At 55.0% G+C, this 19,214-nt stretch carries 14 protein-coding genes; 8 read left to right on the top strand and 6 right to left on the bottom strand.

The window, feature by feature from the left end; genetic code table 11:
- Positions 1-123 precede the first annotated feature (123 nt).
- The 8 genes from K1Y02_03805 to K1Y02_03770 all read left to right on the top strand — a co-directional run bounded on the left by K1Y02_03805 (position 124) and on the right by K1Y02_03770 (position 11,893).
- Complete coding sequence (locus K1Y02_03805; GenBank protein MBX7255466.1) at positions 124-2,733, top strand: exopolysaccharide biosynthesis polyprenyl glycosylphosphotransferase; 2,610 nt, start codon at positions 124-126, stop codon at positions 2,731-2,733.
- Between the two features lie 116 nt (positions 2,734-2,849).
- On the top strand, positions 2,850-4,073 hold the full coding sequence (locus K1Y02_03800; protein ID MBX7255465.1) for an alkaline phosphatase family protein: 1,224 nt from the start codon (positions 2,850-2,852) through the stop codon (positions 4,071-4,073).
- Between the two features lie 22 nt (positions 4,074-4,095).
- Positions 4,096-5,670 carry a hypothetical protein gene (locus tag K1Y02_03795; GenBank protein MBX7255464.1) on the top strand — a complete coding sequence of 525 codons (1,575 nt, stop codon included), beginning with the start codon at positions 4,096-4,098 and terminating at the stop codon, positions 5,668-5,670.
- 510 nt (positions 5,671-6,180) lie between these two features.
- Positions 6,181-6,906, top strand: coding sequence for a glycosyltransferase family 4 protein (locus tag K1Y02_03790; GenBank protein MBX7255463.1), 726 nt, complete (start codon positions 6,181-6,183; stop codon positions 6,904-6,906).
- A 25-nt stretch (positions 6,907-6,931) separates the two neighbouring features.
- Positions 6,932-8,299 carry a hypothetical protein gene (locus K1Y02_03785; protein MBX7255462.1) on the top strand — a complete coding sequence of 456 codons (1,368 nt, stop codon included), beginning with the start codon at positions 6,932-6,934 and terminating at the stop codon, positions 8,297-8,299.
- Between the two features lie 215 nt (positions 8,300-8,514).
- A complete protein-coding gene (locus tag K1Y02_03780) occupies positions 8,515-9,090 on the top strand; it encodes an FkbM family methyltransferase (GenBank protein ID MBX7255461.1) in 576 nt (191 codons plus the stop codon).
- Between the two features lie 97 nt (positions 9,091-9,187).
- Positions 9,188-10,516: a glycosyltransferase gene (locus K1Y02_03775; protein MBX7255460.1), complete on the top strand. Its 1,329-nt coding sequence runs from the start codon at positions 9,188-9,190 to the stop codon at positions 10,514-10,516.
- Positions 10,517-10,618: 102 nt separating this feature from the next.
- The gene (locus K1Y02_03770) at positions 10,619-11,893 is read left to right on the top strand and encodes a glycosyltransferase family 4 protein (GenBank protein MBX7255459.1); all 1,275 of its coding nucleotides are present in this window, start codon (positions 10,619-10,621) and stop codon (positions 11,891-11,893) included.
- Between the two features lie 6 nt (positions 11,894-11,899).
- Here the strand turns inward: K1Y02_03770 and K1Y02_03765 are convergent, their stop codons facing one another.
- The 6 genes from K1Y02_03765 to K1Y02_03740 form a co-directional block, all read right to left on the bottom strand.
- Entirely contained in the window at positions 11,900-13,351 is a 1,452-nt protein-coding gene (locus K1Y02_03765) for a B12-binding domain-containing radical SAM protein (GenBank protein MBX7255458.1), read from the bottom strand.
- A gap of 94 nt (positions 13,352-13,445) precedes the next feature.
- Positions 13,446-14,621: a glycosyltransferase family 4 protein gene (locus K1Y02_03760; GenBank protein ID MBX7255457.1), complete on the bottom strand. Its 1,176-nt coding sequence runs from the start codon at positions 14,619-14,621 to the stop codon at positions 13,446-13,448.
- The gene (locus K1Y02_03755; GenBank protein MBX7255456.1) at positions 14,611-15,522 is read right to left on the bottom strand and encodes a glycosyltransferase family 2 protein; all 912 of its coding nucleotides are present in this window, start codon (positions 15,520-15,522) and stop codon (positions 14,611-14,613) included. Before K1Y02_03755 ends, K1Y02_03760 begins: the two co-directional genes overlap by 11 nt.
- A gap of 69 nt (positions 15,523-15,591) precedes the next feature.
- Positions 15,592-16,818, bottom strand: a complete 1,227-nt coding sequence (locus K1Y02_03750; GenBank protein MBX7255455.1) for a hypothetical protein — start codon at positions 16,816-16,818, stop codon at positions 15,592-15,594.
- Positions 16,811-18,028 (bottom strand): glycosyltransferase family 4 protein, encoded by a 1,218-nt coding sequence (locus K1Y02_03745; protein ID MBX7255454.1) that lies wholly within the window; start codon positions 18,026-18,028, stop codon positions 16,811-16,813. Before K1Y02_03745 ends, K1Y02_03750 begins: the two co-directional genes overlap by 8 nt.
- A gap of 134 nt (positions 18,029-18,162) precedes the next feature.
- The gene (locus K1Y02_03740) at positions 18,163-18,876 is read right to left on the bottom strand and encodes a hypothetical protein (protein ID MBX7255453.1); all 714 of its coding nucleotides are present in this window, start codon (positions 18,874-18,876) and stop codon (positions 18,163-18,165) included.
- Between the last annotated feature and the right edge of the window lie 338 nt (positions 18,877-19,214).

Here is a 19,214-nt window from a genome sequence, read left to right as displayed (position 1 = left end):
GGCTCGCAAAGGTGCTTCTCGACTGGAAACGCTTTTGTTCATAGTTGCGCTTGCTGGGTGATTGCAGTTCGCGGGTGGGTAGTCCTGTTTTGCGCCGTGAAATACTGGCGTGGAGTCGGCTAGATGCTGTTCAGGCCCATGGTGAAGCTGTTTCTCCGGGTATTACGCGACATCAGTTGTCTGTTTGCCGCATTCGCGTTCTCTGTGTGGTTGGCTACTGGACCAGAAGAGACGTGGGGGGAACGCGCCGCGACATATGGGATCTACTTTGCTGTCTTTTCGGCGATCTGGTGCATTGTGACTTTTGACCAGCACCTGTACGAGTCTCGGCGCGGCGAATCCCTGACGGCGCTTCTCTTTTCTGTGACCCGGGTCTACTTCATAACACTGATATTCAGCGGATTTGCGCTTGTCCTCTATCTGAAATGGGACTACAGCCGCCCGTTCTTTCTTGTGTTCTCCGTTGTCGCATTGACGATGATGCTGGCGGGAGTACTGATTACTCGTCCCGGCGTCCTAGTACTGCGCCGACGCTATAGTGACTGCCGCGTCCTGTTTGTGGGCGCGGACGAAAAGGCTGTGGAACTTGCCAGAGACTTCCTAGCCGACGAACACAGAATGTACCGCGTGATTGGATACATCAAAGATGACCCCGCACGCGGTGCCGGATTCAATGAACTTGGGATAGCCTGTCTTGGCAAGGTGAGCGAAATCGATAGACTCCTGATTCAGCACATGATTGATGAGGTCTACCTGGCGCTTCCCTTGGGCAGCTTCTACAAGGAAGTCGAGCGCATTGCCCATGTATGCGAGACCATCGGAGTCCCTGTTCGGCTCGTAGGGGATATGTTTCCAGTGCACATGGCCGCATGTGACGTTACACGAATCGGAAATGTGCCCCTCTTGTCTGTCCTTGGTAGACCTCGGTACTTGGCAAACATTCAATTGCGGCGGGTAACGGAAGTTATCACGGCGTTCCTGCTGCTGTTTGCGCTGGCGCCCCTTTTCGCCATCGTCGCCCTGATTATAAAGCTCGAATCGAAAGGTCCCGTCTTTGTCCAGAAGCGTCAGCCTGTGGGAAACGAGCGGGCCGAAAGCTTGTGGGCGTTTCGCATACATCCGGTCGCTAGCGGAAGAGGGAAGACAGATGCGGCAGTTCAGCTCACTCGAGTTGGCCGCTTCCTGCGCCGCTACGGACTGGACGATCTGCCACAACTGGCCGATGTTCTCTTTGGGCAGCTTTCGTTCCTACGAGTACCGTTGCACTCAGGCGCATCGCCTCGTGCCCTCGAGAACGGCAGTGAGGACCGGTGGTCATACTTGAAACCCCATTCCATAACCACCCTCGTTCTGGCTGGCCTGGATGCCTGCTGCATCTCTGCGGCCTACTTTCTTGCCATCGATCTCACGACGGTTACTCCGGAGTTGGTGAAGATTTGCCTTGTGAACTATCTGCCGTTCTGGGCTATCTTTGTGGCCGCGTGGTATGCGGCCGCAACCGACAGGTGGCTATGGCGGTGGCGTAACGTCGAATCGCTGACACCGGAGGTGTTTGGCATTCTCAAGGCCATAGGCAACGCGGCCGTCATCAGTGGGTTCTTGTTGGCAGTGCTTGTTTCTGGTGTGCGATCGACAAGAAACTTCCTTCTCGTGTTCTGCCTGCTCTCCTGTGTCGCGTTGCTTGTTTTCCGCACTTCCATTCGCTTTTTGACGCAGATCATCTACTCCCTGGGCTATCGCATTCGCCATGTGGTCGTCGTCGGTGCCAATGAGCGAACCGTTGATCTAATCCGGCAACTGGGAGGAGTGTCGCGCTTAGGGTATCGAGTGGTGGGAGTGATCGATGACGAAAAGCCTCGCACCGATTCCGTGGGACTGGCGGAGGTACCGTACCTCGGACCCATCAGCGAAGTTAGCACCATCTTGAAGCTGAACAAAGTAAATGAAACCTTCATAACCCTCCCGGTTCATTCCCATTTTGATGCGATAAAGGCAGTGGTCGAAGAGTGTGAACGCGTAGGCATGCCGGTACATGTTGTTGGGAATGTCTTGCCGCTTCACATCGCAAAATGCCGCACGGTACTGATTGAGGACAGGCCACTGATTTCTCTCTCCACCATGTCCGAGACTTACGCCTGGCTGGCGGTGAAGCGACTCGTAGATTTTGCTTCCTCTAGTGTCCTGATCATCCTCTTCGCGCCGCTCTTCGCCGTGCTTGCAGTCCTCATCAAGTTGGCTTCCAAGGGCCCTGTGTTTTTCGTGCAAGATCGTATTGGGCAGAACCACCGGTCTTTCAAGATGATCAAGTTCCGGTCAATGGTGGCAAATGCCGAGGACCTTAAGCGAGACCTCATGCCACTGAACGAGGCGGATGGACCGGTATTCAAGATTCGGAACGACCCGCGTGTGACAAAATTTGGGCGCTTCCTGCGCAAATACAGCCTCGATGAGCTTCCGCAGCTCTTTAATGTCTGGTTAGGGCAAATGAGTCTGGTGGGCCCGCGCCCTCTGATGCCCCATGAAGTCGACAAGTTCAAGTGGTTTGAAAGACGTCGCTTGAGCGTCAAACCCGGAATGACAGGCCCTTGGCAAGTTAGCGGCAGGAGCGACGTCCCCTTCCACGAGTGGGTTGCAATGGACCTCGCCTATATCGATTCGTGGTCATTTAGTGCGGATTTTCTGATCCTCTTAAAGACGTTCAACGCAGTGTTTAGCGGTCGTGGGGCGGCGTGAAGCAGTGATTGAGAAACGCCAACTGGTATGCGGCAAAGGGGAGTGCTTCCCAGAAGCAGCCTTCTCTGCATGCATTTCTGCGGAACTCTGTAGGGGCGTAGTGGGAAACTTGTGCGGTGAATAGTGAAGCCTCCAAAGCTGCGGTCAAGCCCGGCAGGCTGAGCCTATTCGTGTTCATTGACGCGTTTGGCTGGGAACTTGTCAAGCACTACTCCTTTCTGGATGACATGCTACCCGTCAGAATGCCGCTGGGCACCCAATTTGGCTATAGCTCTACGTGTATTCCAACGATACTTACCGGAAGGCTTCCTCGGGAGCACGGCCATTTCACATTCTTCGCGCGCGCCACGGGGAAAACGCCATTTGCCTACTATCATCTTTTCAGCGCGATCCCTCGGTTCATCACCCGGCGCGGGCGAATCCGTAGTTACATGAGCAAGCATCTCCAGCGCATTCACGGTATCACCGGCTATTTTCAGATTTACAACATGCCATTCAAGCATCTGTCCAAATTCGACTACATGGAACGTCGCGATATCTTCGAACCGGGTGGTATCAATGGCGGATGTCCGACCATTTTCGACCATCTGCGGGAAAACGATATCCCGTTTCACCGGTCTGACTGGCACGCGAATGAAGAGGCAAATCTCGCTGCCGCCAGGCTGGCGATTGATGAAAGCAAGATCCGGTTCGGGTTTGTTTACCTCGCCGCTCTAGATGCGATATTGCATCGCGAAGGCAAACATGGGAACGGGGGGGCCCGCAAAGTCCGTTGGTACGAGGATCAACTTCGGATTCTGATGGAACATGCCAACCGCCGCTACGACGAAGTCCGGCTCTTTGTTTTTTCTGACCATGGCATGACGGACACTATCTGCACATGCCCCCTCATGGAACGAGTCGACTCTCTGGGCCTCCGCTTTGGCAAGGATTATTTGGCCGCGTATGACTCCACAATGGCCCGATTTTGGTTTTACAGTCCCCGTGCTCGAGATGCCATCACTGCCCAATTGAATGAGGAAGCACACGGCCACATCCTGTCCCAGGAAGTACTGGCCCGGTGGGGCTGTGACTTTCCAGATAACAGGTATGGCGACCTAATCTTTCTCATGGACCCTGGCTGTCTACTGTGCCCAAGCTTTATGGGTGAAAAACCACTTGTGGCAATGCACGGCTACGACCCGGAGGACAAAGACTCCGTTGCCACATTCATGACCAATTCCCAAGATGCCGCAAGACCGTCCCACCTGGTCAACATGCTTGCCCTGATGCGGTCCGAGGCCGATAGCGATGTGCGAAGTGCGGCTCTCACTGGCCCTGTTACTGCAGATGAAGCCTAACTCCCCAGACGCGACACTCCGTGTGCCAATCAGCAAGAGGCTCGTACTCATCAACACCGCCAGTTCGCTTGCTACGCGACTGCTGACCATAACCGTACTCATTTGGCTGCAACAGTACCTGCTCAAGCGCGTCACGCCCGAGGAGTACAGTCTCCTGCCCGTTCTCTACTCCATCATGATGTTCGCCCCCCTGATCACCACCGTACTGACTGGCGGCCTCGGCCGATACTTAGTCGAGGCCTACGCCAGAAGCGATGATGAACGTGTGACTCGAATTGTGTCCACAATGTTTCCCATCCTATGCGCCGGGGGACTCGCCTTTCTCGGGGCAGGCTGGACAATTGCCTGGTACATTGACCACCTCGTCAACATCTCTCCGGAGCTGCTTTGGGACGCCCGCGTCATGATGGCCCTGCTCATATTTTCCGCTGCGATTCGCCTTCCGCTGTCCCCCTTTGGAATGGGACTTTATGTGCGCCAGAAATTCGTGCTGCAAAACATGATTGGTGTCGGCACCGAACTCTTTCGCCTCACGCTGCTTTTCACTCTACTCTATACGGCGGGCGATCGCGTTATTTGGGTCATCGCAGCTTCTGTAGGGGCCGACATGCTGAACCTGGCCATTACGCAGACAGTATCGAGACGTCTCGTTCCAAGCCTCCGCCTGCGACGTGCATACCGAGACCGAACTCTGGCAAAGGAGATGGTAGGCTTTGGCGGTTGGAACTTCGTCAATGGGCTTTTTGGCGCCGTTTTGCAGTCAGCGGACCCAATCGTGCTCAATCGTTTTGCTTCTGCAGTCGATGTTTCCTGCTTCTACCTTGGATCCCTACCTATCCGGCAGTTCAAATCACTTTATGCAGGTTACAGTGGCGCCATCGAGCCGGTTGTCATCTCAATGCACGCCATGAATCAGAATGACCGCCTCACGGAGCTCTTCATTCGAATGGGCCGTCTCTCCCTGTGGAGTTCCCTTTTTGTTGCAGCACCTTTCATGATTCTCGGTAGCGATATCTTCGCCCTCTACGTCGGAAATGCGTATGGACAGGCGGGTGTGGTGTCAATGCTGCTGTTTGCCTGCTTTCCAATGAATTATGGCAACTCGATTTTGTGGCCTATCGCATCCGCCAGAGCGCAGCTGAGATGCCTTGCCTGGAGAACCGCGCTCGAGAACTCATTCAACCTGGGACTTACCATCTACCTTGTTGCTTCTCTCCACCTCGGAGCGAAGGGATCCGCGTTGGCCTCTGTCATCAGCGTGTACCTGGGTCACCTTCTCCTCTGGTGGCCTCTTGCGATTCGACTCCTGAATATGCGACTTCGTCGCGTACTCTCGGAGACTATTCTTCCCGGTACAGTGCCCTTCTTGGCATCGGTCCTTCTCATGCTGGGTCTCCGTGCATGCGTCGCCAGCCCACAATGGACTGCCGTAATCGTGATAGCCATCGCCGGCGCCACGGTCTATATCCTATGCCTGGTAGTCCTCATGAAAGACAATGATCGCGCGGACGTGCGCCGCATGATTCGCTCGGCTCTTCGCTATCGCTCAGAGACGCGGAAATCCACATGGTCTAGAAATACGGAAGTGTCGCTTTAGAGGTAACAGAATATTGGCCAACTGGGTATGTCAACTGACAGTAGCACCGCAAAAGGGAACGGCAGACCTCTCAGGCTGCCGAATATGCGTCCCATGAATGCATTGGTCATAGCTCGTTTCAGTCTTCTGGACAGGCTGATCTGGTCCGGGATAGCGTACAAGATGTTCGAGGCCCTCACCTCGGTGTGCGACGAAGTTCATCGTTGCGACTCCCTTGGCTACCCCCGAGGTATCACCATAGGCTTTGAGAATCGACTGCTTGCTCTCGTTGGACGCAGCCCTTACTGGAGACCAAGGTCTACTGCCTATCATGCCCGACAGTTAAAGCATCGCCTTCGATCGTTTCCAGACAACTGGAATATCGCCTTCTGCATTGACTCCTTGGTTTTGCCGGGAGCTATCAAGACATCAAAACCGTTGATCTATTTTTCCGACGGCACAAAAGCGCAACTTGTTGAACTTCAATATCCGGGCTATGCAGGGATATCCGCGAGAAATCTTCGAGAGCTTATGAAATTTGAGCGCGAAGCATACGCTCATTGCGACCTTATCGTGTTTGGGTCCAAGTGGGCCGCTGACTCTGCGATTCATCAGTATGGAGTTTCACCGGACAAAGTCCGATCAATTGCCTTTGGAGCCAATCTGGATAAGGTTCCCGATCGAGAGAGAGTCCTGGAAAACAGGAGGCGTGAGCAATCAACGTGCGAGCTGCTGTTCCTGGGTGTTGACTGGGAGCGGAAAGGGGGCGAACTGGCCATTTCCGTAGTGGAGACGTTGAATCGGCTCGGATTGAAGGCGCGACTGACTGTGTGCGGTATAGTCCCTGCAAGTGTGAGTCCTTACATCCGCGTCGTCCCGTTTCTGAATAAGCACGAGGCAAAGGACCAGGCACGCCTGTCTCAATTGCTTGACGAGGCCACGTTTCTCTTCTTGCCGACCAGGGGGGACTGCTCGCCCATTGTTTTTTGCGAGGCATTTGCACATGGACTCCCGGTTGTCACGTGTGCAGTCGGTGGCGTCCCGGAAATCGTTACTGACGGAGTCAACGGGATTGTACGCGACCGATCTACGCCGGCCGATGAGTTCGCCGATATCATTGCCGGACTCTTTCGGGATACTTGTACCTACGCGCAGTTCTGCGAGGCCGCACGAGGCGCGTACGATCAAACGTTTAATTGGGGGCGTTGGGCCTCCGAGGTTCATACGTTGTCCAATTCCGTACTAATGCAGCGGTAGGAGAAGCTGCTGGAGCCATGCCCTGATGAAATACGCGGTGTTCCTGGCCGGATTAGTCCTCCTTGTGCCTGCGGGCATCCTCGCATCGTCCTATTCACGGCGTGTCCGCGAATGCGTCTTCTTTGCCTTGGTGTTCTTCACGGCATTTACAGACCGATGCGATATCAATTTCCTTGAACGGTGGTGGTATGCCGGGTCCACGCGCGGATTCGAATTCTCCATTGTCGACTTGTTCGCCCTCATCCTTCTCATGAGCACGGTAGTCACCCTGCGGCGCGAAGGCGGCCGCATATTCTGGCCCGCAAGCCTGGCCCCGATGCTCATCTACTTTGCCTACGCCTCTTTCACTGTTGCCGTTTCCAATCCCAAGCTGTTCGGGATGTTTGAAATCGTGAAGCTCCTCCGCGGCATGCTGGTGTTTATCGCGGTAGCATGGTTTATCAGGTCTCGCCGTGACGCATATATTTTGCTGTACGCGCTGAGTGCCGTCCTCATATACAACGGATGCCTTGCGGTCCTGCAGCGCTATGTATGGTCAATTTACCGGGTATATGGGACCTTTCCACATTCCAACATTCTGGGCGACTATTGCTGCCTGACGGCCCCTCTTCTGCTCGCGATCGCGCTCTCAGGCGAGCGCCGCACGATAAAGGCGTTCTGTACTGCTGCCTGGACCCTGGGAGCGGTGGCTACAATTCTGACTATTGCCCGTATGCCGTCCGTTGTCTTCCTGGCCACTTCCGCCGGCGCCCTGATCGCAGGTCACGGTGCTCGAGTCGACGCGCGCAAGACGGCGCTCTTGCTCATACTTGCCACTGTCGTATGTGGAATCTTCTATCGTGGCCTGGACGCCCTGGAAGAGCGGCATCAAGCCGACAGAACGGCGGCCGCGTTCAAACCGGAAGGGGGACGCACGGGTTTCTACCGAGTGGGTTGGATGATGGCGAAAGACCATCCCTTCGGGGTCGGTCTCAACAACTGGGGCTGGTATTACCACCTGTATTGCCACTGGGCGGGCGACGACACCTCGCGGCCCTATTCCAGTACGGCAGAACCCGGCGATGGCCGCGCAACACAGGGGCACACGCTGTACGGTTTGACGCTCGGTGAACTTGGGTGGCCTGGGCTGCTCATCTCCTTGTTGCTCTGGTTCCGTTGGCTGTCAATAGCCGGACGTCATTTCTTCGTCCGCAATTCTGAACTCTGGACCCTGATCGGCATCGGGTGTTTCTTCGGATTTCTGGCTGAATTCCTGGCCAACACCACAGAGATTACATTTAGGAATCAGCAGATATTCATGCTCTTCAACATAATGACTGGATTGGCCGTTGCGGCCCACCGCATGACTTTTGCTGCTAGTGCATACGAATTGCGCGGGGGAGCCTACCGATGAGTAGCGTTTCTGTCCCTCTAAGAAGGTACCTCAGGAAGTGTCCATTGCTGTGGTCATTTCTGAAAATCTTGCGAAATCTCTTCCTCAACGTGCGAAGGGCGCTGTTCAGAACAAGGTGGGAGCGTCGAGAGCAGGCATTCCGGACTTTTCTCGATTCCTTTCCCGGGGAACGGTCCGACTTCTTCTTTGTCCAGATTGGCGCCAACGACGGCGCCATGGCAGACCCGCTGCGGCAGCACATTGTTGGCCACAAATGGAAAGGCCTTCTGGTCGAACCGCTCAAGGGTAAGTTCGCGCAGCTCCTACAGAATTACGCACATACAGAAGGCCTGATTTTCGAAAACGCGGCCATATCCAAGGCACCGGGACCCGCCACGCTATTCCGTGTCAAGGAAGGCCATGCCACAGAACCCTGGCAAGAGGGCCTTGCCACATTCTGCCCCGAGAAGAATGCACTCAGGAATTTGCCGGAAGAACGTATTGATCAGGAAAGCGTAGACTGCATAACGCTGATGGATCTCCTCAAGAAGCATCACATAGCAAAACTAGATCTACTCCAGATCGATGTCGAAGGGTATGACTTCGAAATTATCAAGCTGATTGACTTTTCTGCAATTGAGCCCGTGCTTATCAATTACGAGCACTGCAATCTTCGTTCCCATGAAAGAAGGCAGGCCAGGAGATATCTCCGGGAACGCGGTTATGTGCTGATTCAGCGGGAATACGACACGTCGGCAGTTCTGCCGCGTTATGCAGACAGACTGCTCGGCAGATCATCGGTTGGACTATAAGCGGGGCCATTGGAGCAGAGTTCGATGGAGGAATGACTTGAGGTAAGAGCGCGCGCGTACGTTTCACGCACGGCAATGGCGCAACAAGGTACGGGAAATGCCAAGAATCCGAGTACTACTAATTGCGGAGTCTGCGAATCCGGAGGCCCCGAGCGTGCCGTTGGTCGGATGGTCGCACTCCCGGGCCTTGGCCGAACTGGCCGATGTTCATTTGGTGACTCAATTAAGGACGCGGGATGCCATCGTGCGTGCCGGCCTTGTAGAAGGACGTGACTTCACGGCGATTGACTCCAGTAGAGTGCTGGAGCCGATGTTTAAGGTGGGTGAGTTCTTCAGGGGAGGTGCGCGAAAAAAGTGGACGGTGTTTTCCGCGAAAGGATGGGCGACGCATACTGCATTTTCAGCCCTCTCCTACTACTACTTCGAGTATCTAGTCTGGGCGCGTTTTAGGGTTCACATACAGGCTGGAGAGTTTGACCTTGTGCATCGGTTGCTTCCCTTAAGTCCAACCATTCCGAGTATCCTTGCGACCAGATGCCACAAGGCGGGCGTGCCTTTTATCCTGGGACCCATTAATGGGGGTGTTCCCTGGCCCGATGGATTCGATGAGATTCGCAAGAGAGAGAGAGAGTGGATTTCTCTTTTGCGCCCCCTTCACAAGCTGTTACCTGGCTATCGCGCGACACGCACACATGCATCCGCAATTATCGTTGGAGCGCGGTTCACTTGGCAGCAGATACCCGAACTCTACCGGCACAAGTGCGTGTACATCCCTGAGAACGGAATTGATGTCGGCCAATTCAAGCCAGGTTCCCAAGGCCCTATCGAGCGCCCACTGCGAGTGGCGTTTGTCGGCAGGTTGGTCCCCCTCAAGGGGGTGGACATGTTGCTTGAGGCTGCCGCACCCCTTGTAAAGGAGAAGAAAATAGTGGTGGACATAATCGGCGATGGGCCAGAAATGCCGCGACTGCGAGCTTTAGTCGATCGGGCCGGAATTGACTTTGGCGTAAAGATGGAGGGATGGCTCGACCACGATAAACTGCATGACCGCCTGGCACAGTCGCAGGTATTTGCCTTTCCCAGCATTCGCGACTTCGGAGGCGGCGTTGTAATCGAAGCCATGGCACTTGGACTTGTCCCAATCGTCCTCGACTACGCAGGCCCCGCCGAATTGGTAACTGCGAAGACCGGTTTTCTCGTTAAGATGGGAAATCGAGCAGAAGTAGTCACTAGATTGCGAGATATACTTGAGCAAATTGTCTGTGAACCGTCTCGGATACTCAGCATGCAAGAGAGCGCGTGCCGGCGAGTGAGGGAATGTTTTGCATGGGAAGCCAAAGCCCGGCAGGTCCTGCAAGTCTATGAATGGATACTGGGGCGTCGAGCGGACAAACCCGATTTTGGCATGCCGCTGTCAGACCCGTAAAGATGAGGAAGTGTTACGAACCAGATTTCCGAACCGCTACAGTTTGGGATGTGGATCGATACGCGTCGCCGAAACACAGCGTGGCTCCCGAGGGTGATTGAGATGAGCGTAGGCATTCATGTCGTGGCAGTGCCGCGTCGTTTCGTTCGTGAGGACTGGGGCGGCATCGAGACGTATGTGCTGGAAACCGGACGCCGAATCCAGGCAGCAGGGAACCAATTCGAAGTCGTGTGTCCCGCCGTTCTGAGTTCCAGAAATGAGGAGGAAATCGGCGGAGTACGCGTAAAGAGACTAGGGTACTTCTACCCGTATTGGAACCTCGGAAGCGAGGCGCGATTGAAGCTCGACAAGGTGGGGGGAAACCTCTTCTCTTTTTCTCTAATGCACACGCTCATGCAAATTCCGAATATTGACCTTTTCCATTTGCATACTGGCAAGAGACTTGGGGGCATCGTGCGGACGGTGTCCAAGTGGAGACGCATCCCCTACGTCATTACCTTGCACGGGGGCATCTATGACTTGCCAGCGGAGGAAGAGAGCGCCTTGATGGCTCCTGCTGACAACGCCTTCGAATGGGGTAAGATCTTGGGGTGGTGCGTGGGCTCCAGGCGTGTGCTGGACGATGCAGCAGCACTATTCTGCGTCGGTCGGCAGGAACAGAGGTTAGCCCAAGAGCGCTTCCCCGGTAAGCGCATAGAGTACCTGCCCAATGGCGTCGATGTAGAGTACTTTGCACGCGGCGATGGCCAGCGGTTTCGGCAGGCGCACGGCATCCCGGAGTCCGCTCGCCTGCTATTGACGGTGGCGCGGATCGCCCCCCAAAAGAACCAGCTCTTCCTGGTCAAAGCACTTCCCGACCTTCGCCGGAGCGATCCCAGTATCCATATCGCCTTCGTGGGTTCCGTGAACAACGAAGACTACTGGAACAACCTGACAAGATGTGCGCGTGAAAACGGGTTGGAAGACGCCGTGACTGTCGTCCCCGGCCTGACGCCAGAAGACCCAATGCTCGTCGATGCCTACCATGCGGCTGATGTATTTGTTTTACCCTCCGTTCATGAACCGTTTGGCATTGTCGTACTGGAGGCGTGGGCCGCAGGATGTCCCGTGATTGCCAGCCGTGTCGGCGGAATTCCAGACTTTGTGAAGGATGGAACGAACGGCCTGCTCTTCGAGGCGGATGATATCGTGGACTTCCTTCGTGCCTACGGATCGTTGACAACGGAACGGGCACTTGCCCTTGCCGCCTCAGGTCGCGAGACGGTCGAACGGTATTCATGGGACAACGTTACAAATGGGCTGCTTAACATCTATCAAGCGGTAATCGCAGATTCTGTGCCTGAGCGAGGAAAGCGCCGGTCGCCAGAATCTCCCTGATGGCACTCAGCCCCACTGCCACCCGACGCTCCTCATGAAATCGCGAACTCTAGGTCGCCGCATCAGGATGCGGTAACATCGATACAGGACGGCACTGGTGCGCAGCCACGTCCCGACTACCTTCCTGAATATGGCATTGATGGGCCATTTCCCTTTGTACACCCTGTAGGCAAACAAAAGATACTCACGCTGAATCTGGCGCCGCGAAAATCCGGGCAAGTCAAGAACGGCTCTGCGACGCTCCAGCGTCATATCGAGCTCGTTTTCCAGAAGATCCATCTCCTTGCATTTGTCACAGAGCACGGTCCCCGGATACGGGGTAAAGATGGAGAGATAGTAGAAATCTGGCTCACATTCCCTCGTCAATTCAATCGTTTCCCGGAACTCCTCCAGGGTCTCTCCCGGCAATCCGATAAGCACATAGAGATGAACCTTTAATCCGTTCTCTTTCGCAGCACGCACTGCGCTCCTTACGTCGTCGTTTGAGTACGTGCGCCGAAGCACTTCTTTTCTGACACGAGGACTTCCCGATTCGAGACCTATATTGACCGACGTAAAATGTGCCGTCTTGAGAGTGGCAAAGAATGGGCCAAAATCCTTCTTCGGATGGATACGCAGATTGACCGAAAATGTCAGTGGCGCTTTGCGCTCCTGATTGTATGCATTCAAGCACGAACATAGGGCTTCGGCATAATGGGGTTTGGCGCCAATCGTCTCAACCTCGAAATAGATGTGTGACACCGCGGGATTTCTTGCTGAAAATTCCTTGACTTCTTCCAGCACGTTCTCAGGAGAACGAAAACGGACATAGTTACCCGGCGCGAGCGCTCTCAGCGCGTGATTGCAGCAATAGGTACACGTATAGGGACAGCCCCGGCCCAGCAAGATACAAGGAACCGTAACGGGATCGTCAATCCATTCCTGCCACATGTCGCGGTCAGGAAATGGCAGCGCGTCAAGGTCTTGCTCAAAAGGCCGTGTCTGATTCTTTTCAATCTTGCCATTCTGCCTTATCCAGAGATTCTGAATTCCAGAGGGACTCCGTCCCTGCTGAAGCTGATTAACCAGCTCAAGTGAAGCGGCTTCTCCCTCGCCGATACAAATCGCGTCGAAAGCATCCTGAATTGCGATCTCAGGATTCAAAGATACGTGCGGCCCACCTGCCATCAGGTAGATTTCAGGATGACGCTCCTTGACGTACATTCCCACCTCTCGTATGAACGCAAATTCACTGAAGATTGCCGTGAACCCGATAAGTCCGGGTTTAAACTCATCGATGGCGCGGTCGAGGTCGCGCCTCGGTGTATCCCGGGTCATTACAAACATACGTGTCTCATGGCCGGCCCGCTTCAGGTAGGATGAAATGTAGGAAACGCCAAGGCTTAATGCATTCTGATTGTAGAGCGGTTTCTCAACGCTGCAGTAAACCTGAAGACTCGAAATGAAAAGTACGTTCATGGCGCATCCTTTCAAAACGGTTTCGGGAGCCCGCTAACCTCGATGTTTACTCCCGAATCACTCGATTTCCCCGGGTCTCAGATAACTTGCCGTCTCATGCAGACTCGGTGACCGCGTGAATCAATTCTTCAATCGTTCTATCTGCGGCAAAGGACCACTGAAACTGCGCCGCCCGCGCCCTGCCTGAATTGATGCAGCGCTCACGCGCAGATTGATTGTCAATCATTTCCAGGAGCACATTGGCGATGTCCGTCACGTCACCGGGATCGAAATACGCCGCGGCATCTCCCGCGATCTCCGGCAGGGAGCTACAGTTTGAGCAGGCAACAGGAACACCGCTGGCCATGGCTTCCGCGATAGGCATGCCAAAACCCTCAAAAAGCGAAGGGAAGACAAACAGTTCTGCACCACAATACAGGCTTGGAAGGTCCTGGGCCTCGACAAAGCCGGTGAAACGTACATTATCTCCAAGTCCCATATCCTGACACACCTGATGCACGACCTCAGCGCGCGTCCAATCACACCCCGCCAAAACGAGTTGATGGGGAAGCGATGTGCGTTGCTTCAGGTGCGCGAAGGCTTGAATCAGTCGCGTGTGGTTCTTTCCAGGATGCTCGATGCGCGACAGGTAGAGTATGTAGGGAGGGCGAATGGCATACTTGGGGCAAACTGCTCGCTGCGCGTCCTCCTTGTCTCGCGGGAAAAAAGTATTGTGATCGACACCATGCAGGATAACCTGGACACGTTCCTCAAGACAGCGCGCGTATTGGACAACGTCCTGCTTCGTACATTCGCTAACCACAATGACACGCGTCAAGCGACGAATGAGAAAAGGAAGTACCTGTTTGATGTAGAAATCGCGCAGCGGATCGTACTTCCCGCTGACATGAATACTTGAGAAATCATGCACGGTGCCCACAGTGGGGCACGGCAGCCAGAGTGGCAGGCGACGGTTCGCCGCAGGCAGAAATAGCACGTCATATCGGCGTTTCTGACAAAGAGCGGGCAGCACCGTATTCTGCCACGTGATATTGAGAATAGGATTCTTCCATAACGTGCAGACCACGTGCGTAGTGTAAGGGTGCCCGGCAGGAAGAAAGGCCTCCAACTCATCGTGAAAGCCAATCACTTCAAACTGCAAGTCGGCTGCAGTCTGTGGAAACTCACGCAGCAGTCGAATCAGGTACTGCCCGATACCCGACAGGCCCGCGTCACATGCGAATGTAAGTATCCCGACTTTCATGGTGCGCCCGGCATAGCTATCCGTCATACCGTTTCAAAATGACTTCCTGACCGATACTCGAATCCCGGCTTCCCGTCGCTCGCCGGTGCTCACCCAACTTGTGTCCCCTATAGTAGGCCCAGTGGCAGACCAGGCGACGAATGGGAATACTCGGCAAATCAAAGGGACGAGCGCATCGAATGGCATGAGCGCAGTCGCGCGCGATAGACCCAACCGCCTTGCGGCATGTGGATAGGATCGTATCCTGTCCCCCCAGGATGAGCGCCAGGGCTTCGCCTTCTGTAAACAGACGGCCGTACAACTGGCGCAGATTGTGGTTATGCGAGTGCATAACACGAGCTTCCGTGATATACCTGACCTTTCGGTTGTTGGTTCGGGCCCAGTGACCCCACTCCGTGTCCTCCGATCCCCATGCTTCCTCAAAGAAGGGATGCTCTTCCCAGGCGCTCTTTCGGATCACGGAAAAGGGCGCAGCAAAAGGCACCAGGAATGTCACGCCATCCTCACGGTCCGGAAACGCGGTGTTCACTTCGTGCCGCACCCAGCTTCTTGCATCGGGACGGGGTACTTGGCGGCCGAATGCCGCCTGCACCTCCGGGTCGTCCAAGGCGGATAGCAGAAGACGGAGGGCATCGGGCACCAACGGTACGGTGTCCGAATTGATGAACACGAGCAATTCAGATTGTGCGCGGGAGGCGCCTAGATTCAGTGCGCGGCCAGAAAGATACTCCTTGGGATTCATGCCAACAACAGTGCTGGGATATCGTCGAACGATGTCGAGCGTCCGATCGGTGGAACCCGAATCGACGACGATTAACTCGAAGTCCCTGAAGTCTTGGGAAAACAGTGCGGCCAGGGTCTGTCCAATAAGGCTCTCACAGTTCTTTGTCCGTAGGATGACGGAGGCTCGAGGCGCTTTAGTGTCCATAGTGGAACCTTCTTGAAGATACAGCAGGCCGGCATCGTGATCCGGAACTCACCTCACAGACGTTCGCTTTCACACCCCGTTCTCCTGGAAGTTCGGAGGCTGCCATATGCGAAGCGATGAGTACGCGTTTATGTCCACCTCCTCGCACCAGAATCTGAGATAGGCCTCTCGCAGGGCTTTGTAGGTGGTGTCATCAGAGTTCAACACCTTCGCTGCAAACTCCCGCAATCGGGCTTCCTTCATGCGGTAAGCGATAGCCGGGAACACTATCGGATAGCGTCCGCGGACGCCTAGAGCACGGTATCCCATTCTCCCTCGGATGCCCAGGTCTTGTGGACATTGCGCCTTCTTACAGAAGTTGGCCGACTTACGCGCCCATGCACGGATAGACATAGGCTCATCGAGCAGCGCATGGGCCGAGGCGTGCGCAGGATACTCCTCCCACGCTAAATGGTCGAGGCCAAGTCGCTTTTCTTCACATTGGCGATGGATGGGCTCGAGAATATCCCGCAGATTCTCCATCCACGATGCGAGGTCCCAGGAATCATAGTACTCATAGTTGGGGCAGAATCGGAATTCTGCGGCCCGGTCATACCACTGACGGAATTCCGGCGGGAGTTCGTGCCGGAGCTTCATTCGTCGCTTTCGTTCAACGTAGCTCCAGTCGTAGTCGCCGAGTACAAAGAGCAGTGCATCGCCATAGCCGATAATGGCCTTCATGATATTGCGCGTAATGCGCCGTTTTTGCGAGGAAGGATCGGTGTTTTTGTCAAGCAGTTGGTCGTTGATGACAAGCAGCGTACCCCTGTTTACAAGCAGTCGTAGTGCGTCACGACACGGAATCCGATCCAGGCGGAATTGACTTAATGAAGGAACAAAGTTCGTGTCGCCTAGAATTGTCTTGTGCCCGAAGCGGGTTTCATACCAGATGATAAGAGTCGGTGAGAACCGGAGCTGCCAGATGCCGATTACGCTCAAATCGATTTCCAGGTCGTACTGCTGCATCACCGGCTGAAACGCTTCCAGGAGACGGTGGCGAAGGGCCGCTATTTTCGCAGGCCGCGACGTCTCGGCGATTAGCAAAAAGTCGATATTGTTGTGAGGCCTCTCCTGGCCACTCACAATCTCCACACCTCCCTCACCACGCCCATATCCGCCTATGATGACCAGAGCTCTGTATTCGCTGGGGGAAAGGGCAGCCTCCGCCATCCGTGCAGCATCCGTCGCCAGCGCTGTCAACAGCTCCTCTACGGCAGAAGACCCACACACGGTAAACCTGCCGTACGGGTTAGGCACAGTCCCCTCCTCTCGCGACTAAAGAGCCGAATAGTGCCAGCAACGAATCAATATGCCGCTGTGGACAGAACCGTTCCGCGCAGCGCCGCTTGCCGGCCGAGCCCATGGTGATGGCCGTATTGGGGTCGGCGGTGATGCGGTCGATGGCAGAGGCCATGGTGATGGGGTCATTGGGCGGCACTGCGAACCCTGTCAGCTCATCTTCCAGCCATTCCTCGATTGCACCTACGGTGGTCCCTATTACCGCGGCGCCGTAGCGCATTGCCTCGGGACCGACCAAACCGAACGTTTCGGGATATCGGCTCGGGACTACAACGGCGGCGGCCCTGGCATACCAGTGAGCAAGCTCTTCGTGGGGGATTCTGCCGAGAAAGGAAACGCGACTCTCCAAATGAAGTCTCCGGGTCATTTCGCGAAACACATGCTCCTGCCTGCCCTGTCCCGCGATTGCGAGCCTGCACGGGCGCGTCGTTGCTGCCATGGCTCTGAGGAGGGTATCCAAGCCTTTGCTGCGGATAAGCTGCCCGGCAAACAGGATTAGGTCGGACTCTCTAGTGGCCTCGACCGCGTCTTGCGGGGGAAGCACGTATAGAGGGAGTACATGAATACGTCGTGACTCAAAGCCGTGCTCTGCAATGAGCTTTGCCATATATTGCGAACCCACAATGAAGGCATCTAGCTTCTTGTTTTGACTTATCTGCGCAAGCAGCATTCGAACCGGGGTCATTCGAATGCCAATTCCGTTTTCGCTTCGGTTTATGAAACCCAGGCAGGGAAAATAGCACCGCATTCCCATGGGTTTACGGCAGGTGCGCAATCCAATCGTGCTGTACCGGTGCTCCCGCGGACAGAATATCTGATAGTCGTGGAAAAACCGCGCCGTTGGGATACCCGTTTCCTTGAGTTCGCGCAGCGCACTCGTGTCTGACAGGCGATGAATGTATATGACGTCAGGCTTGATGCTGCGCACTTGTACCTGGGCATTAACAAGCGGGAACGCCTGGTCAAACGCAACGGCGAAATCTGTGGAAAAACGGGGGTGTCTGCAATCGTATAGGAGGGTTGAACGAATACCGCGCTCACGAAGCAAACGCACGGTGTTGAAGATGTATTGTTCGCACCCGCCAACGAAGTCTGCAGCGTCATTTACCCACAGTAACCGATTCGGAATCCTGTGACCTGCGAGCGCTGCGTCTGACGAAATGCTCATACACCCCCGAGAGCGCAGTGACGTAAGTGCCGGTGGCGGTCAGCCTACGTTCGTTGCAGTAGAGTCCACGGTTCTAGGTGCCGGTTTCCCTCATCCTTCTGCGATAATCCTGCAGTCCCTCAAACGGGCAATCATCAATCATCCACATCGCGAAAGACTATGATCTTCTTTCCTGGCCTCGCCTGACTGGTCCCCGTGCCGCCATAGGCTGGTTTGTCAAACTGAATATAGTGGACAGGAGGAACACGCCGTATGGCCAGTAGTGCGGCAGCAATGACCATAAGAATGCCGCTGTTCTCCAAAGCCCAGCTTAACGTGACACCGCCCGCATGCCACTCAAGCGCGATGTCGAAATAATGCAGGGAGGTGGCGCGGATGGATGCAAATCCAAGGATGAAAAGGATGCCACACAAGGCCATGGTGTCTTCGATGACGCAGCCCCTGGTCACCCGCAACATATATAGGAAGACCCCTGTGACCGCCACACTGACAAGCCCCAGCAGAGCGATTTGTATGACGCGACGTTCCTCATACAACCCGTATGCCTTTGCGAAGGACTTTCCCAGTTGCCACAGCCACGCCAGCATGTCCAACTGCCTGATTGCCGCCAGGACAAGCATGACGATTCCAAAGGCTAGCCACAGCATTGCGGAATTGCCGGAACGCCCGTCCCTCTGAGCACCGCGTCGCAGCATCGCCCATAGGCAGAGAAAGGCTGCCAGCGTGTATGCGCCCGTAGTCACCCAAGCCAATGTTGAAGTGGCGCCGCCGCGGGCCTGCTTGAAACCAGCCAAAGAAGCAGTCAGTGCTTCAGCACCGGTGACCAGAAGCAGAGAGTGTCCAGCCAAACTCCCCTCCCAAAGCCCTCTGACTTTGAAGTGCTCCCCTGAAAGCAGGTCCATTGTAGCATGAATCGCGACTGGAATAATCAGATACGGCCAGCTTGACTCGCCTCATATCGGCATACACTGACATATAGTTGCGCGATACACCCACCCGTCCATTTACGCTGAGATCTATCAATGTATCTGTTTTCAGAAGATCACAAAGACGCATACCAAAGGGATCAAGTATACAAAGCATTTTAAATTAAATTATGGCCGCACGAGGCAAACAAATTCATGATGTCTTTGTTGGTGACTTGCTCGAAGGCGCTGCCGCTTGCCTGGCACAAGGTCTCTGGAGT

Source organism: Candidatus Hydrogenedentota bacterium, from assembly GCA_019695095.1.
GTDB lineage: Bacteria > Hydrogenedentota > Hydrogenedentia > Hydrogenedentales > SLHB01 > JAIBAQ01.
The sequence above is the reverse complement of the archived record's forward strand: the minus strand, read 5'-3'. Positions and strand labels throughout refer to the sequence as shown.

What these genes read in the sequence shown, in the direction of transcription:
- K1Y02_03805 (MBX7255466.1), top strand. Translation starts at nt 124, where the DNA reads ATGCTGTTCAGGCCCATGGTGAAGCTGTTTCTCCGGGTATTACGCGAC.
- K1Y02_03790 (MBX7255463.1), top strand. Translation starts at nt 6,181, where the DNA reads ATGAAATTTGAGCGCGAAGCATACGCTCATTGCGACCTTATCGTGTTT.
- K1Y02_03785 (MBX7255462.1), top strand. Translation starts at nt 6,932, where the DNA reads ATGAAATACGCGGTGTTCCTGGCCGGATTAGTCCTCCTTGTGCCTGCG.
- K1Y02_03780 (MBX7255461.1), top strand. Translation starts at nt 8,515, where the DNA reads ATGGCAGACCCGCTGCGGCAGCACATTGTTGGCCACAAATGGAAAGGC.
- K1Y02_03775 (MBX7255460.1), top strand. Translation starts at nt 9,188, where the DNA reads ATGCCAAGAATCCGAGTACTACTAATTGCGGAGTCTGCGAATCCGGAG.
- K1Y02_03770 (MBX7255459.1), top strand. Translation starts at nt 10,619, where the DNA reads ATGAGCGTAGGCATTCATGTCGTGGCAGTGCCGCGTCGTTTCGTTCGT.
- K1Y02_03765 (MBX7255458.1), bottom strand. Translation starts at nt 13,351, where the DNA reads ATGAACGTACTTTTCATTTCGAGTCTTCAGGTTTACTGCAGCGTTGAG.
- K1Y02_03760 (MBX7255457.1), bottom strand. Translation starts at nt 14,621, where the DNA reads ATGACGGATAGCTATGCCGGGCGCACCATGAAAGTCGGGATACTTACA.
- K1Y02_03755 (MBX7255456.1), bottom strand. Translation starts at nt 15,522, where the DNA reads ATGGACACTAAAGCGCCTCGAGCCTCCGTCATCCTACGGACAAAGAAC.
- K1Y02_03745 (MBX7255454.1), bottom strand. Translation starts at nt 18,028, where the DNA reads ATGAGCATTTCGTCAGACGCAGCGCTCGCAGGTCACAGGATTCCGAAT.